This is a genomic window from Sphingobium anseongense (assembly GCF_037725245.1).
Classification (GTDB): Bacteria; Pseudomonadota; Alphaproteobacteria; order Sphingomonadales; family Sphingomonadaceae; genus Sphingobium.
Map to the genome: position 1 here is coordinate 108045 of NZ_JBBJUL010000004.1, position 15010 is coordinate 123054.

Consider the following 15010-nt stretch of genomic DNA (forward strand, 5'->3'; position numbering starts at 1 on the left):
CGGTCCCGATCAAGCCAAGTGAAGATCGCACGGGAATCACATGAATCCTGACGGTGCACGGCGCAAAACCATGCTGATCGTATCGCGCACCATGTTCTGCGGCCGTCATGCGCGGGGATTGTCCGGCAATCGCTGTCGGATTGCGTAAGCGACCGGCAACGTCTGAGGGAGGGTTTTTCGCCGGTGGGTATCGGCCGCTATGTCGGCATGCCCGTTCCAAACCGGTCGGACAGCAACCGACCACACCCCCTGTCCTACACCCCCCAACCCATGGCATGATCGCCCTGTTCTTTCTCCCCGTCCGTCTCCGCCTATCCGCGTGCCCCTGTGCGTCGCGGCGCATTTTGCAAAAATTCTCCTATTGCGAAGTCCGCGCCACGGGTCCGTTCCCGCGCAATTGCAAAGCCTGCAACGGTGTGAACTTTGCAGATTTGGCAAGCGCGCCTGGGACGCGCCCGGTCCGTCAGCGTCGGCCCCAGGTCCCGAAAATCGCCGGGTCGATCTCCAGTCGCGGAATGTCCCGTGGCGGCGGGCCGGGGAACGGCTCGAAACGGGGCGTGAATCCCACCACAGCGCTGCTGGCATCGCTCACCACCAGGGGATCGAGCGCCAGCATGGGGCTCAGGCGGTCGGGCGACACCGTGACCAGCGTTCCCATCCGCGTCAGCGCGAACAGCTTCTGCGCAAAGGCGTAGGGCAGGCGGATGCAGCCATGGCTGGCGGGGTAGCCCGGATTGTGCCCGGCGTGGAGCGCTATCCCGTCCCAGGTCAGCCGCTGCATGAAGGGCATCGGCGCATTGCTGTAGAGGTTGGAGCGGTGCCACTGGCGTTTCTGCAGGATGGGGTAGTCCCCGGTCGGCGTGCGATGGCCCGTCATCCCCGTCGACACCGCGGCCATGCCCACCAGCATATCGCCGCTATAGACATGCACCTGCTGGTGCCGGATGCTGACCACCATATAGAGCGGCCCGTCCCAGGGACCGGTGCTGAGCCATTTATAGCCGCCCGGCTTCAACATGTCCGGGGCCACCGCCGAAACGCTGGCGCTTCCCGCGGCACCGGGCACCGCGCACAGCAACAGCATCGCGACCAGATGGCGCAGCGGGCCGAAGAATTTCGATCTTGGGCATTCTGAAGCGAACAGGGTCGCAGATCGGGGCCGCGCATCGGACATGCGTTTCATTAACCATAGAAGCGGGGCATGTCCCACCCGTTTTCACCGTCGCACAAACTGCGCCGAAACGGGACAGATTGGGTCCCCCATCGCCAGAGGATGGCGACAGGCGGATGCGCAGGTTCTGCGCCTGGGAATGCTATTTCCCAATGTTGCAGGCGACGACCGAAACCGGGTTGCTTCCTGGTGAAGCAGGCCGATCGACGCATGGAACGCAAGTTGGTCGGGGAAAGAGGATTCGAACCTCCGGCCCCTGCCTCCCGAAGACAGTGCTCTACCAGGCTGAGCTATTCCCCGACCGATGCCGGAATCGCTTTGGGGCGATCCCGTAAGGCAGGCGGCGGTCTATAGTTGCGCTATGCGGGACTGGCAAGCGCCGCGCGCGGGCTTTTTTGTGCGGCCGCCAAAGCGGCCTGTCGGCAATAGCGTCGGGCGGCAGGCTGGGCTAGTTTCGTGCCGCGCCAGCAGAGTCGGCGCTCACCCAGCGAGATGTCGTGACTGATCACCTTCATTATGAGCAGCAATATCTGGACCTGGTGCGTCATGTCTGGCGGCACGGGAGCGAACGAATCGACCGGACGGGCGTGGGCACCCGGTCGATACTGGGCGCGACGATGCGATTTTCGCTGGCCGACGACGCGGTGCCGCTGCTGACGACCAAGCGCGTCTACTGGAAAGTGGCGGCGCGGGAAATGCTGTGGTTCCTGACCGGCGACACCAATATCCGGGCGCTGGTCGAACAGGGCGTCCATATCTGGACCGACTGGCCGCTCGATGCCTATCGCCGGGCGACGGGGGACGCGATCGACCGCGATGCGTTCGAAGCTCGGATTGTCGAAGACGAGGATTTCGCCCTGCGTTGGGGTGATCTCGGCCCGGTCTATGGGGCGCAGTGGGTGAACTGGCCGGTCTATGAACCGGCGGGCAACGGGCTGTATCGCAAGCGGGCGAAGGGGCATGATCAGATCGCGGAGCTGGTTGAAAATATCCGCAAGACTCCGCAATCGCGGCGGCTGTTGTTTACCGGCTGGAATGTCGCGGAAGTCGGGAAAATGGCGTTGCCGCCCTGCCACATGACGTATCAATTTCATGTGTCCGATGGCAAACTCAACGGGCTTTTGTTCCAGCGCAGTTGCGACCTTGGCCTCGGATTTGCCTTCAATATCTTTGGGTTATCCATGATAACGCGGATGCTGGCACAGCAATGCGATCTGGAACCCGGCGAAATCGTCTGGCAGGGCGGCGACGTGCATCTGTACCTCAACCATGCCGAACTGGTGGAGGCCCAGTTGTTGCGGGCGCCGCAGGGCGCTCCAAAGCTTCGGATACAAAGGCGGCCACCGAGCATTTTCGACTACAGGATCGAAGATTTCGAAGTGATCGACTATGCGCCCCAGGCCCATATCGCGGCGCCCGTCGCGGTCTAGGCGCACGGTCTTGCCTCGCTAGCCGTTATAATATAATGTCTCGATCCAGTAATAATGTTGCAAAGCAACAATGGAGCCGGGATGAGCGACCGCAGCGATACGGGCGAGATTGGGCAAGGCGGCGGGCGTAATCTGCCGCCGTTACGGCTGCATGTGCCCGAGCCCAGATTTCGGCCCGGCGATACCGCCGATTTTGCCCATTTCGATATTCCCGCCGCCGGCACGGCGCCGCGTCCAGACGAGACAGCCGCGCCCGGCGAGATCCGCGACCTTGCCTATGGCCTCGTCCGGGTGCTGGACGAAGAGGGCCAGGCGGTGGGGGCGTGGAACCCGCGCCTGCCCGACGAGACGCTGTTGCAGATGCTGCGCGCGATGGCCCTGACCCGTGCCTTCGACGAGCGTATGTTCCGCGCCCAGCGGCAGGGCAAGACGAGCTTCTATATGAAATCGACCGGGGAGGAAGCGGTGGCGATCGGCGCGGCCTTCGCTCTCCAGCGCGACGACATGTGTTTCCCAAGCTATCGCCAGCAGGGGATTTTGATCGCACGCGACTGGCCGCTGATCGATATGATGAACCAGATCTATTCAAATCGGGGCGACCGGCTCAAGGGCCGGCAGTTGCCGATCATGTATTCCGCGCGCGACGCGGGCTTCTTTTCGATCTCCGGCAATCTGACCACCCAATATCCCCAGGCGGTCGGCTGGGCGATGGCGAGTGCGGCGCGGGGCGATACGCGGATTGCGGCGACCTGGTGCGGGGAAGGATCGACGGCGGAGGGCGATTTCCATTCGGCTTGCACGTTTGCCAGCGTCTATCGCGCACCTGTCGTCATGAATATTGTCAATAATCAATGGGCTATAAGCAGTTTTTCAGGGTTTGCCGGGGCCGAGGCGACGACGTTCGCGGCGCGCGCAATCGGCTATGGCATCGCGGGGCTGCGGATTGACGGCAACGACATATTGGCGGTCCATGCGGCAACCCGCTGGGCGGCCGACCGGGCACGCAGCAATGCCGGACCGACGCTGATCGAACATTTCACTTATCGGGCCGAGGGCCACAGCACCTCGGACGATCCCGGTCAGTACCGATCCGCCGACGAGGGCAGCCATTGGCCGCTGGGCGATCCGATCGCGCGATTGAAACAGCATTGCATCGTGCGCGGCATCTGGGACGATGAGCGGCACGCCGCGATGGACGCGGAATTGGCCACTTTGGTCCGCGACACCGCCCGGGCGGCGGAAAAGAACGGCATTCTGGGGCACGGCCTGCATCACCCGATGGAATCCATGTTCGAACAGGTTTTTGAGGAGATGCCCTGGCACCTCAAGGAACAGCAGCAACAGATGCTGGATGAATGGAATGCGGCACGCCTCACCCGTTTCTCGACCGCTGTTCCGCACGAGGGGAGGGCGTCGGATGATTGACGTTCAGCAGATGACCATGATTCAGGCGATCAACAGCGCCCTGGACGTCATGATGGCACGTGATCCCGATGTCGTGGTCATGGGAGAGGATGTAGGCTTTTTCGGCGGCGTATTCCGCGCCACCGCCGGCTTGCAGGCGAAATATGGCAAGAACCGGGTGTTCGACACGCCTATCACCGAATGCGGCATCATCGGCGTTGCGGTTGGGATGGGGGCCTATGGCCTGCGGCCGGTGCCTGAAATCCAGTTCGCCGATTATATTTATCCCGCCCTCGACCAGTTGGTGAGCGAAGCGGCGCGGCTGCGTTATCGTTCGGCGGGCGAGTTCATCGCGCCGATGACAGTCAGGTCGCCATTCGGCGGCGGCATTTTCGGCGGCCAGACTCACAGTCAGAGCCCAGAGGGCATTTTTACCCATGTGTCGGGGATCAAGACGGTGATCCCATCGACACCCTATGATGCCAAGGGGCTGCTGATCGCGGCGATAGAGGATAATGATCCGACCATCTTCTTTGAGCCCAAGCGCATCTATAACGGGCCGTTCGATGGCCATTATGACACGCCGGCACGAAGCTGGGCGGGACACCGCGATGCGCAGGTGCCGGCCGGCTACTACCGCGTGCCTCTGGGTGAAGCGCGCACCGTGCGGGCGGGAGAGGCGCTGACCATCCTGTGCTATGGTACGATGGTGCATGTGGTCGAAAACAGCGTCGCCGAAATGGGGGCGGATGCGGAGATCATCGACCTGCGCACGCTGGTGCCGATCGACATCGGCGCGATCGAAGCCTCGGTGAAGAAAACGGGTCGTTGTCTGATCGTGCATGAGGCGACGCGGACGAGCGGGTTCGGCGCGGAGTTGCTGGCGCTGGTGCAGGAACGCTGTTTCCATCACCTGGAAGCACCGATCGGCCGCGTGACCGGGTTCGACACGCCCTATCCGCACAGTCTGGAATGGGCCTATTTTCCCGGGCCGGTGCGTATCCGCCAAGCCATCGACCAGATCATGAAGGATTGAGCGCCATGGCCCTGTTCACATTTCGCCTGCCCGATATTGGCGAGGGCATTTCATCGGCCGAGATCGTCGCTTGGCATGTCCAGGCGGGCGATGTGATCGGGGAGGATCAGCCGATCGCCGACATGATGACCGACAAGGCGACGGTCGAGATGGAAAGCCCGGTGGCGGGAACGGTGGTGCGGCTGGCCGGTGAACCGGGCGACAGCGTGCCGATCGGGGCGATGCTGGTGGAGATCGAGGTAGAAGATGGAACTGGCGCCGGCGCCGAGGTAGAGCGGCCTTCAGACGGAACTATCGAAGCCGCGACGGGGGGAGGCGCGGCTGTTTTGCCCGAACCGGAAAGAAGGGAGGCCCATGGTGGAGCGCCCGCGTCTGCTGGCGACGAGCCGGAGGCAGGTGAAAAGGCGACGTCCGGGATGCCGCGAAGCGACGTCTCGAGCCAGCTTGCGGCAGATTCCCGTACCCGATCCCAAGAGGACAAGGTTTTGGCGTCCCCCGCCGTGCGGGCGCGGGCGAAGGATCTGGGCATCGATCTGGCGCAGGTAAAGCCGTCAGGCGACCGCATTCGCCACGCCGATCTGGACGCTTTTTTGCTTTATCGCGCCGGTCAGGGCTATCGGCCAGCGGGGCGCGGCGCCGCGCGGCCAGATGAGCTGGTCAAGGTCATCGGCCTGCGCCGTCGCATCGCCGAAAATATGGCGGCGTCGAAACGGCATATTCCGCACTTCACCTATGTCGAGGAAATCGACGTTACGCGGCTGGAAGAGATGCGCGATCAGCTGAACGCCACGCGTGGGGATCGACCCAGGCTGACGATATTGCCGCTGCTAATTGTCGCAATCTGCAAGACATTGCCTGCATTTCCGATGCTTAACGCACGATATGATGACGAGGCGGGAATCGTGACGCGCTATGGATCGGTCCATCTGGGTGTCGCGACGCAGACCGATGCGGGGTTGATGGTGCCGGTGATCCGCGACGCGCAGGATCGTAATATGTGGCAATTGGCCAGCGACATCCGGCGACTGGCCGAAGCTGCGCGCGCGGGCAAGGCGAAGGTTGAGGAGCTGAGCGGATCGACCCTGACGCTGACATCGCTGGGCGCGCTCGGCGGGATCGCGACGACGCCTGTTATAAATCGGCCAGAGGTGGCGATCATTGGTCCCAACCGGGTAATCGAGCGCCCTGTTTTCCGCGGGAAGGACGTTGTTCCTGCCAAGCTGATGAACCTGTCGATCAGTTGCGACCATCGGGTGGTGGACGGATGGGACGCGGCCAGCTTCGTGCAGGCGGTCAGACGGCTGCTGGAAACACCGGTGATGCTGTTTGGTGATTAGGCCGCTCGCCAAGTCATCGCTGCCACCTTGACGTCAGTTGACGTCATACGCCCCTCGTTATAGATTTCGGCCATGACATATTCAGCCATTGCATCGTCGGAGCCTGAGGTCTTTGCACGCGCGAACGCCTCGGCTGACACCGCACCTCGTCAGGGCGGCAGATTGCCGCATGACCAGTTGCCGCTGATGCATCCCGATCGCCGCAAGCCGCGCTTCAACCTGATCAAGGCTTACGGCCATTTTCAGACCTTTCGCCAGGACAAGGAACGGACGAGCGAAGTCTTTCACGTGTTCGAGTGCATGCCCTGGACAACGGTCGGCGAACGGACACAGGCTTTCCTTGCCACGCCGGAGGGGCAGAGGATTTACAGGACCGAGCCTTATCTACCCGATATTCTTGACGATCATGATGCGCTTCGTCGCCTGCCCGCAGGCTCGCTGGCCCATGATTATTGCGATTATATGGAAGGCGAGGGGCTTTCGGCCGCTGGACTGGTCCACGAATTCGACGTGTTCCGGGGCGATCGGCCGCGGCTCGACGATCGGGTCGAATGGTATAATGACCGGCTGCGCGATACGCATGACCTGCTTCATCTGCTGACGGGATTGGGGCGCGATACGCTGGGCGAACAGTGTCTGTTGACATTCGTGTTCAAGCAGCGCCCCAGCCTGGGGCACATTACCGTCGGCTATCTGGGCTCGCTTTTGACGATCTCGAAAGACAAGACCGGCGCTCCTGTATGGCGCGCGGTCCGCGAATCCCGCAAGCTGGGCAAGAAATCCGGGCGGATTGCCGAACGATCCATATTTGACCTGTTGGCCATGCCGATCGACAAGGCGCGAGAAAGCCTCAATATTACGCCGGCGCGCGTCTATCATGAGGTGATACGCATCTGGCGTGAGAACGGAATCGATCCTTACAAGGTCCTGGCCGAGAAGTAAGGAGGCGTATCGCGCTGCGCTGCGTCGAGCGAGCGTCGCGGCAAAATCCGGACGCAGACAGAGTGCCCGGCTTTATCGCCTCATCGCCTTTGGTGAAACGCGTGCCCCCGCTTGACCGTGCGATGCTTTAATGACCGCCGGGCATATTCGCCTGCACCTTGGGAGCCGGCGAGAGCCAGACGATGATGGCCGCCAGGAAAAAGACACCGGCGCACAAGAGAAACAGGTGGTTGATCGCCAGCGTCGTTGCTTCCTGATCGACCAGATTGGCGATGATCTGCCGGCCTTGCTCCATCGAAAATCCCGACTGGCCCAACAATCGCTGCGCATCGTCAGGCTGAATTTTGGTGACGAGTTCGTTGGAGGCGATCCGCTGTGAATCGCCCCAAACGGTCAGCGACACCGATGTCGCGATCGCGATCGCCATGGTTCGCAGGAAGTTCTGGAGGCCAGCGGCGGAGGCCGTTTCGGAAGGGTTGACCGCCCCTAGTGTCAATGCGGTTACGGGCACCATGAAGAACGACATGGCAAAGCCCTGGATCAACTGGGGCATTGCAAGAGTCCAGAAATCCGAACCCGTGGTCCACTGTGTCCGAACCAGCGCCATGCAGCCCACCCACACGATAGCCGCCGACATCATGATCCGCGGATCGACCCGGCCCATTGATCGAGCCGCGAGCGTGGAGGTCGTAACTGCCGCGGCGGCGGTGAAGGCCGTGACGATGCCGGCTAGAGTTGCCGTATAGCCCAGCGATAATTGCAGCCACTGCGGAATGGCGACGATGGTGGCGAAATAGGCGCCAAATCCCAGCGAAAGCGCGAGGACGCCGGCCGAAAATCCGCGATGCCTGAACACCCGCAAATCGACTATCGGATATTCTTCGGTGAGTTCCCAGATGACGAACGCCAGAAAGCCGATCGCCGCACACCCCGCCAGAGTCACGATGAACGGGTCGCCGAACCAGTCATGGTCGCGGCCAAGGTCAAGCATGAGTTGGAGCGACCCGATCCAGAATATCATGAGGCCCAGACCGACCAGATCGATGGGGCGCTTGACCGTAGGCGTTTCGACCTGCCGCAGCAGCGCCAGCCCGGCGACCGTACAGAGCACGGCGATGGGGATGTTGATGAAGAAGATCCAGTGCCAGCTCCAATTATCGCTGATCGAGCCGCCGATGATCGGTCCCATCGCCGGGCCGAGCATCAGCGTCATGGCCCAGATGCCCATCGCCTTGGCCCGCTTTTCGGGCGGAAAGATGCGAAGCAGCAATGTCTGCGACATGGGCATCAGCGGGCCGCCGCACAGCCCCTGGCCTATACGGCACGCCACGATCATGCCGAGCGTGCTGGAAAGTCCGCACATCAGCGAAAAGAAGCCGAACCCTACCATGCCGAAGGTAAAGACACGCACGGCGCCGAAGCGCTGGGCGAGCCAACCCGTTAGGGGAACGCAGATCGCTTCGGCCACGGCGTAGGAGGTAATGATCCATGTGCCCTGATCGGGCGCGATGCCCAGATTGCCTGCGATATGCGGGACGGAAACATTGGCGATCGTGAGATCGAGCACCACCATGAAATTGCTGAGCGCCAGAACGAAGCATGCCAGCATGCGCCGTCCGTCCGTCATAACTGGTTCGTGGGGGGAAACGTTCATTTCAACCCAAGGCCGGATATCGTGCGGAACCCGGCAGCGTCCGACCGGCGATGGCAATGAGCGTATCTGAATTCATCGGACCGTCTAAATTCACCAGAGGCCCTTCGTCCACAGAAAAGCGTTTCTTTTCGGCGTGAATGAATGCGACCGCCGAGCAGGCAAACGAGAAAAGTGAAAAGGGGGGCCCTCTTCGACGCCGATAGGGGGGGGTGCACGCCGGTTGACAGTGGTGGGCCGGATGATGCGGATTTCGCCCGATCGCAAGGTGCGCGTCATCGTGCCGAAGAATGTGCGGGGGTCCGCTGCGATCGCCATCCATAAGGATCGCCGCCTGTTCGTCGCCGGGTCGGCGACCTGAAGGGTGGCGGTTGTGTCTTCGCGGTGCGGGCGGACGGAACGGCAATGGAAACCATCATCGCTGCCGATAGGGGCTATATTCCCGACGATCTGGTGTTAGACAGCCGCGGCGGCTTTTACTTCACCGACTTTCGCGGCAACAACGACAAGCCGATCGGTGGGGTTTTGCATGTGTCACCCGGATCACTGCGCGCCCGGGCTACTCCAGTTTCAAGAAAATTGTTGCATTGCAAAATGGTTCGGGCCAAACCGATCTCGCTTCGGCAGGCCGGGGGCGAATGTTTATTTGCATTATCCTTTCTGTTGTACTGACGAGGTGTCAGGCTGATGATCTTACGTGGGGGGGCAAAGCTCAGGCAATGACGGTTCGCTCGACTGTAACGCCGTTGTGCTTAGCGTCCTTGGAATCGTCCGCTATTGTGTCAGCATGGTTTTTTATTGAGGACTTCGTCGCGCATCGCGCTCGGAGTTGATGCCAATGCCGTCGGGTCGACATCGCGCGCCCGACCGTTGAATGAGGTTGTTGCATGACGAAGATTGCGTTGATCACGGGTGTCACCGGTCAGGATGGCGCCTATCTGGCCGAGTTCCTGCTGGACAAGGGGTATGAGGTTCACGGGATCAAGCGTCGCACGTCCCTGTTCAACACGGCTCGCATCGACCATCTGATGACGGCTTCTGAGGAAGGACGCGCGCCCTTCATCCTTCACCATGGCGACCTGACCGATTCGTCATCGCTGCTGCGAATCATCCAGCAGGTTCAACCCGATGAAATTTACAATCTGGCTGCGCAGAGCCATGTGGCGGTCAGCTTTGAGGAGCCGGAATATACCGCCAATTCGGACGGCGTTGGCGTGTTGCGCCTGCTGGAGGCGATCCGCATTCTTGGTCTGTCGGAAAAGACACGATTCTATCAGGCTTCCACATCGGAGCTTTACGGACTGGTGCAGGAAATTCCGCAGAGGGAAACGACCCCTTTCTATCCGCGCAGCCCCTATGCGGTGGCCAAGATGTACGCCTACTGGATCACGGTGAACTATCGCGAGGCCTATGGCATCTATGCCTGCAACGGCATCCTGTTCAATCATGAGAGCCCGCTGCGCGGAGAGACGTTCGTGACGCGCAAGATCACGCGCGCGCTGGCGCGGATCAGCCTGGGCACGCAGCAGACGCTTTCGCTGGGCAATCTGAGCGCATTGCGCGACTGGGGCCATGCGCGCGACTATGTGGAAATGCAGTGGTTGATGCTTCAGCAGGAAAAGCCCGAAGATTTCGTCATCGCCACTGGCGAGCAGCATTCGGTGCGCGAATTTGTTGATAGATCGGGCGCGGAACTGGGCATGACGTTTCGCTGGGAAGGCGAAGGGCCCCAGGAAGTGGGTATCCTTGCCGAAACGTCGGTAGCAGGCCTTAAGGGCCGCATCGGCCAGACTATCGTCAACATCGACCCCAAATATTTCCGTCCAACCGAAGTCGAGACATTGCTCGGCGACCCGACCAAGGCGAAGGAACAGCTCGGCTGGGTGCCGCGCACCAGTTTCGATGCGCTGGTCAAGGAAATGGCGGCCGCAGATCTCAAAGATGCGTTGTTCGAAAAGGGCAAGCCCGAGATACTGGCGCGGTTCTAAACCCCACGGGGCGGGGGCATGCGCATATTTCTTACCGGCGGTCAGGGCATGGTCGGCCGCAATTTGCAGGAGCACGGCGCAGCCTCCGGCTGGACGCTATGCGCGCCCTCCCGCGCGGAACTGGACCTGACCGACTATCAAGCGGTATTGGGCATGTTGGCTGACTTCCGGCCCGATATCGTCATTCATGGCGCGGCCAAGGTGGGCGGCATTCAGGCCAACAGCGATGATCCGGTCGGCTTCCTGACCGGCAACATCGACATCGGCCGGAACGTCGTGATGGCGTCGCACGCCGCAGGCGTCGAGCGGTTGCTCAATATCGCCAGTTCATCCGTCTATCCGCGCGAGGCCCCCAATCCGCTGCGCGAGGAGCAAATCATGACTGGCCTGCTCGATCCGGGCAATGAAGGCTATGCGCTCGCCAAGATCATGATCCTTAAACTGTGCCAGTTCGTCAGCCGCCAATATTCTGGCCGCGCCTATAAGACATTGCTGCCCTGCAATCTTTACGGACGCCATGATCATTATCACGGTGCCTCGCCGCATCTAATTCCGGCGGTGATGCGCCGTATACATGACGCCAAGCTTGCCGGGGCATTGACGGTGGAGCTATGGGGCGATGGTTCGGCGCGCCGCGAATTCATGTATGCTGGCGATCTGGCCGATGGATTGACGCAGGCCGTCGCGTGGTTCGATACGCTGCCGCCGCTCATGAATATGGGCGTGGGGCACGACTATTCCGTGCTCGACTATAATCAGGCGATCGCTCAGGTCGTGGGCTGGGACGGGGCGTTCACCTTCGACCTGTCGAAGCCGACCGGTACGAAGCAGCGGCTGGTCGATGTGTCGAGCCAAACGACATGGGGATGGCAACCGGCGACCAGCCTGATGGACGGACTAGCCGCATCCTACGCCTATTTTCTTCAGGAGTGCCAATCATGACCGTCCGTTTTCCGCTTGCCACCAGCACATGGGATGCGGCCGAATATGCCGCCATGGCCAAGGTCATTGCCAGCGGCATGTTTACCATGGGGCCGCTCGTCGCGGAGTTCGAGCGGGCATTCGCTGAGTATCAGGGCAGCGATTACGCGGTGATGGTCAATTCGGGATCATCGGCCAACCTGCTGATGGTGGCGGCGCTGTTCTACACCAGCAATGAACGCCATAAGCTAAAGGCTGGTGACGAAGTGCTGGTGCCGGCGGTATCATGGGCGACGACCTATTACCCGCTGGCTCAATATGGCCTCAAACAGAAGTTCGTCGATATCGATACGGCAACGCTGAATTATGATCTGGAGGCGCTCGCAGCCGCGATCACTGACAAAACACGCGCGATCATGGTGGTCAACCTGCTGGGTAATCCCAATGATTTCGCGGCAATAAAGCAGCTGATCGGTGATCGCGACATCGTTCTGATCGAAGATAATTGCGAATCGCTCGGCGCCGAGTTCGGCGGACGCAAGGCCGGGTCCTACGGTCTGATGGGCAGCTTCAGTTCCTTCTTCTCTCACCATATCGCGACGATGGAAGGCGGTCTCATCACCACCGACGATGAGGAACTATATCATATCCTGCTGTCGCTGCGCGCCCATGGCTGGACCCGAAACCTGCCAAAGCACAACCGCGTTACCGGCACCAAGTCGGACGACCCGTTCGAAGAATCGTTCAAGTTCGTCCTGCCGGGCTATAATGTCCGCCCGCTCGAAATGTCCGGCGCACTGGGCATCGAACAGGTCAAGAAGCTGCCGATGATCATCGCCGAACGGCGAAAGAACGGCGCGTTGCTGCAACAGGTCATGGGCGATCATCCCGAACTCATGATCCAGAAGGAAATCGGCGCTTCGAGCTGGTTCGGGTTCAGCCTGGTCATTCGCAAGGGGGCCAGCCTGACCCGCAAGCAACTGGTCGACAGGCTCAATCAACATGGATTTGAATGCCGCCCGATCGTGGCCGGCAATTTCGCTCGCAACCCGGTTATGCAGCATATGCCGCACGAGATTGCCGGCGACTTGCCCAACGCCGATTATATCGACGCCAACGGCCTGTTCATCGGCAACCATCATTATCCGATCGATGAAGCGCTCGACGCGCTCAAGGGGATCTGAGGCGGAACTGCGAGATGCTCTTGCGGGTTTGATCGGTGCGAGGGAGGGATGGCTGGCCCATCCCCGGCGCGAACATCGGGACGCGTCCTGACCGGACCTGAGGCGGGCAGCGCAAGCGCAGGACATCTATGCTGAAATTATCGCCGCACTATGTCGAAAAGCCTTGGGGCCGGAACGATCTTCCGCCCATGTTCACGCCGCCGGCGGGACGGCGGATCGGCGAGGTGTGGTTCGATCGCGACGGCGACGAAGCGCTGCCTCTGCTGGTCAAATATATTTTTACCAGCGAAAGGCTGTCGATCCAGGTCCATCCCGACGATGTTCAGGCGCGCGCCGCCGGCCTTGCCGGAGGAAAGGAGGAATGCTGGTACATCCTCGATTGTGCGCCCGACGCCGTGCTGGGCATAGGCCTCACAAAATCGCTCACGCCCGAGGATTTCGCGGCAGCGGCACGGGACGGGTCAATCGAGCAATTGATCGAATGGAAGCCGGTAAAGCCCGGCGATTTCTATTTCATTCGCGCCGGCACCGTCCATGCGATCGGCGCGAATATCGCTCTGGCCGAAATCCAGCAGAACGCTGACGTCACCTACAGGCTCTACGATTATGGCCGGCCGCGAGAGCTGCATCTTCGCCAGGGGCAGGCGGTCAGCCGCCTCGCGCCCTACGACCGACCAGCATTGCACGCGAACCTCGGCGAAAGCCGATCGCTGCTGTCTCCTGGTGAGGCGCCATTCGCCGTCAACCTCTGCCATCTTCGAGCGGGCCAGGCTACGTTACCGCTGGATGGACGCCCACTATGGTTCCTGCCGTTGCGGGGCATTGGCACAATCAATGGCGCACCGTTCGATAAGGGAGAATGCTGGCTGATCGACGATGGCGACGATGTGGCTATCGAAACCGATTGCGATGCGCTGGTCGCCGCTGTCAGTTGAGGCCTTGCGCGTCGTCGCGCTTCCCATGAAATGCCGCTCGCTGATGGGAATCGGGCAAGCGGCAGCGGATTGCGCTTGAAACTGCAACTGTTCTCGTCTCCGACCTGTTATACTGGAACCATGGTGAACGCAGAATTTGAGCGGCCCGAAGGGGCGGCTGCGGACTGGACCATTGCCCAGGATTGGGCATCGTACACCGCGCAGGATCATGCGATGTGGGACCGGTTGTTCGAGCGTCAGGCGAAGATGCTTCCCGGCCGCGCAGTGCCCGAATTCCTCAACGGGCTTGATGTGCTGCGCATGACGAAGCCAGGCATCCCCGATTTCCGCGAACTGTCCGAACGGTTGATGGCACTGACCGGCTGGCAAGTGGTGGCTGTTCCCGGCCTCGTACCCGACCGGGTGTTTTTCGAACATCTGGCCAACCGGCGCTTTGTCGCCGGCCGCTTCATTCGCAGGCCCGACCAGATCGACTATCTTGAAGAGCCGGATGTATTCCACGATGTTTTCGGCCATGTCCCGCTGCTCTCGAACCCGGCCTTTGCCGACTATATGCAGGCCTACGGGCAGGGTGGTCTGCGCGCCGACGGACTGGGAGCAATCGACCGGCTGGCGCGGCTATACTGGTACACGGTCGAATTCGGCCTGATCCGTCGGGACGGTGCGCTTCGGCTTTATGGAGCGGGCATCGTGTCCTCGCATGGCGAATCGATCTTCGCGCTGGACGACCCCTCGCCCAACCGGTTGGGTTTCGATCTCGTGCGGCTGATGCGGACTCGTTACCGGATCGACGATTTTCAACAGAGCTATTTCGTCATCGACAGTTTTGACGACCTGCTGCGCGCGACGGCGGAAACCGACTTCGCCCCCCTCTATCGCGCGCTGGAGGACCAGGCCGATCTGGAACCGGGCGATGTATTGGCCGAGGACCGGATTTTCACATTGGGAACGCAGCGCCATGCGAGGGCGAAGATCTGAATTGCTGAGCTTTCGTCGGGCGGTTCGTCGGCG

The 15010-nt window shown here is 61.1% G+C and carries 13 protein-coding genes and 1 tRNA gene; 11 read left to right on the forward strand and 3 right to left on the reverse strand.

Going from position 1 to position 15010, the window contains the following annotated elements; genetic code table 11:
• Positions 1–463: 463 nt before the first annotated feature.
• On the reverse strand, positions 464–1084 hold the full coding sequence (locus tag WG908_RS06850; RefSeq protein WP_445326683.1) for a L,D-transpeptidase family protein: 621 nt from the start codon (positions 1082–1084) through the stop codon (positions 464–466).
• Between the two features lie 310 nt (positions 1085–1394).
• Positions 1395–1471: transfer RNA gene (locus WG908_RS06855), tRNA-Pro, on the reverse strand.
• Between the two features lie 197 nt (positions 1472–1668).
• Here WG908_RS06855 and thyA point away from each other — a divergent pair.
• From thyA to WG908_RS06880, 5 genes are all read left to right on the forward strand, one after another.
• The gene (gene thyA, locus WG908_RS06860; RefSeq protein WP_340185830.1) at positions 1669–2601 is read left to right on the forward strand and encodes a thymidylate synthase; all 933 of its coding nucleotides are present in this window, start codon (positions 1669–1671) and stop codon (positions 2599–2601) included.
• A gap of 81 nt (positions 2602–2682) precedes the next feature.
• The gene (locus WG908_RS06865) at positions 2683–4026 is read left to right on the forward strand and encodes a 3-methyl-2-oxobutanoate dehydrogenase (2-methylpropanoyl-transferring) subunit alpha (protein WP_340185831.1); all 1344 of its coding nucleotides are present in this window, start codon (positions 2683–2685) and stop codon (positions 4024–4026) included.
• Positions 4027–4036: 10 nt separating this feature from the next.
• Positions 4037–5041: an alpha-ketoacid dehydrogenase subunit beta gene (locus tag WG908_RS06870; RefSeq protein ID WP_340186058.1), complete on the forward strand. Its 1005-nt coding sequence runs from the start codon at positions 4037–4039 to the stop codon at positions 5039–5041.
• 5 nt (positions 5042–5046) lie between these two features.
• A complete protein-coding gene (locus WG908_RS06875) occupies positions 5047–6378 on the forward strand; it encodes a dihydrolipoamide acetyltransferase family protein (protein WP_340185832.1) in 1332 nt (443 codons plus the stop codon).
• Positions 6379–6540: 162 nt separating this feature from the next.
• The gene (locus WG908_RS06880) at positions 6541–7320 is read left to right on the forward strand and encodes a Coq4 family protein (RefSeq protein WP_340185833.1); all 780 of its coding nucleotides are present in this window, start codon (positions 6541–6543) and stop codon (positions 7318–7320) included.
• A gap of 127 nt (positions 7321–7447) precedes the next feature.
• Here WG908_RS06880 and WG908_RS06885 read toward each other — a convergent pair whose 3' ends face one another.
• A complete protein-coding gene (locus tag WG908_RS06885) occupies positions 7448–8929 on the reverse strand; it encodes a DHA2 family efflux MFS transporter permease subunit (protein WP_340185834.1) in 1482 nt (493 codons plus the stop codon).
• Positions 8930–9376: 447 nt separating this feature from the next.
• Here WG908_RS06885 and WG908_RS06890 point away from each other — a divergent pair, with 447 nt between their 5' ends.
• The 6 genes from WG908_RS06890 to phhA all read left to right on the forward strand — a co-directional run bounded on the left by WG908_RS06890 (position 9377) and on the right by phhA (position 14977).
• Positions 9377–9643 carry a hypothetical protein gene (locus tag WG908_RS06890; protein WP_340185835.1) on the forward strand — a complete coding sequence of 89 codons (267 nt, stop codon included), beginning with the start codon at positions 9377–9379 and terminating at the stop codon, positions 9641–9643.
• Between the two features lie 215 nt (positions 9644–9858).
• Positions 9859–10959 (forward strand): GDP-mannose 4,6-dehydratase, encoded by a 1101-nt coding sequence (gene gmd, locus WG908_RS06895; RefSeq protein WP_340185836.1) that lies wholly within the window; start codon positions 9859–9861, stop codon positions 10957–10959.
• A gap of 18 nt (positions 10960–10977) precedes the next feature.
• Positions 10978–11901 carry a GDP-L-fucose synthase family protein gene (locus tag WG908_RS06900; RefSeq protein WP_340185837.1) on the forward strand — a complete coding sequence of 308 codons (924 nt, stop codon included), beginning with the start codon at positions 10978–10980 and terminating at the stop codon, positions 11899–11901.
• A complete protein-coding gene (locus WG908_RS06905; RefSeq protein ID WP_340185838.1) occupies positions 11898–13064 on the forward strand; it encodes a DegT/DnrJ/EryC1/StrS family aminotransferase in 1167 nt (388 codons plus the stop codon). Before WG908_RS06900 ends, WG908_RS06905 begins: the two co-directional genes overlap by 4 nt.
• Positions 13065–13252: 188 nt before the next feature.
• Positions 13253–13999 carry a class I mannose-6-phosphate isomerase gene (locus WG908_RS06910; RefSeq protein WP_340185839.1) on the forward strand — a complete coding sequence of 249 codons (747 nt, stop codon included), beginning with the start codon at positions 13253–13255 and terminating at the stop codon, positions 13997–13999.
• A 123-nt stretch (positions 14000–14122) separates the two neighbouring features.
• Positions 14123–14977: a phenylalanine 4-monooxygenase gene (gene phhA / locus WG908_RS06915; RefSeq protein ID WP_445326676.1), complete on the forward strand. Its 855-nt coding sequence runs from the start codon at positions 14123–14125 to the stop codon at positions 14975–14977.
• Positions 14978–15010 lie beyond the last annotated feature (33 nt).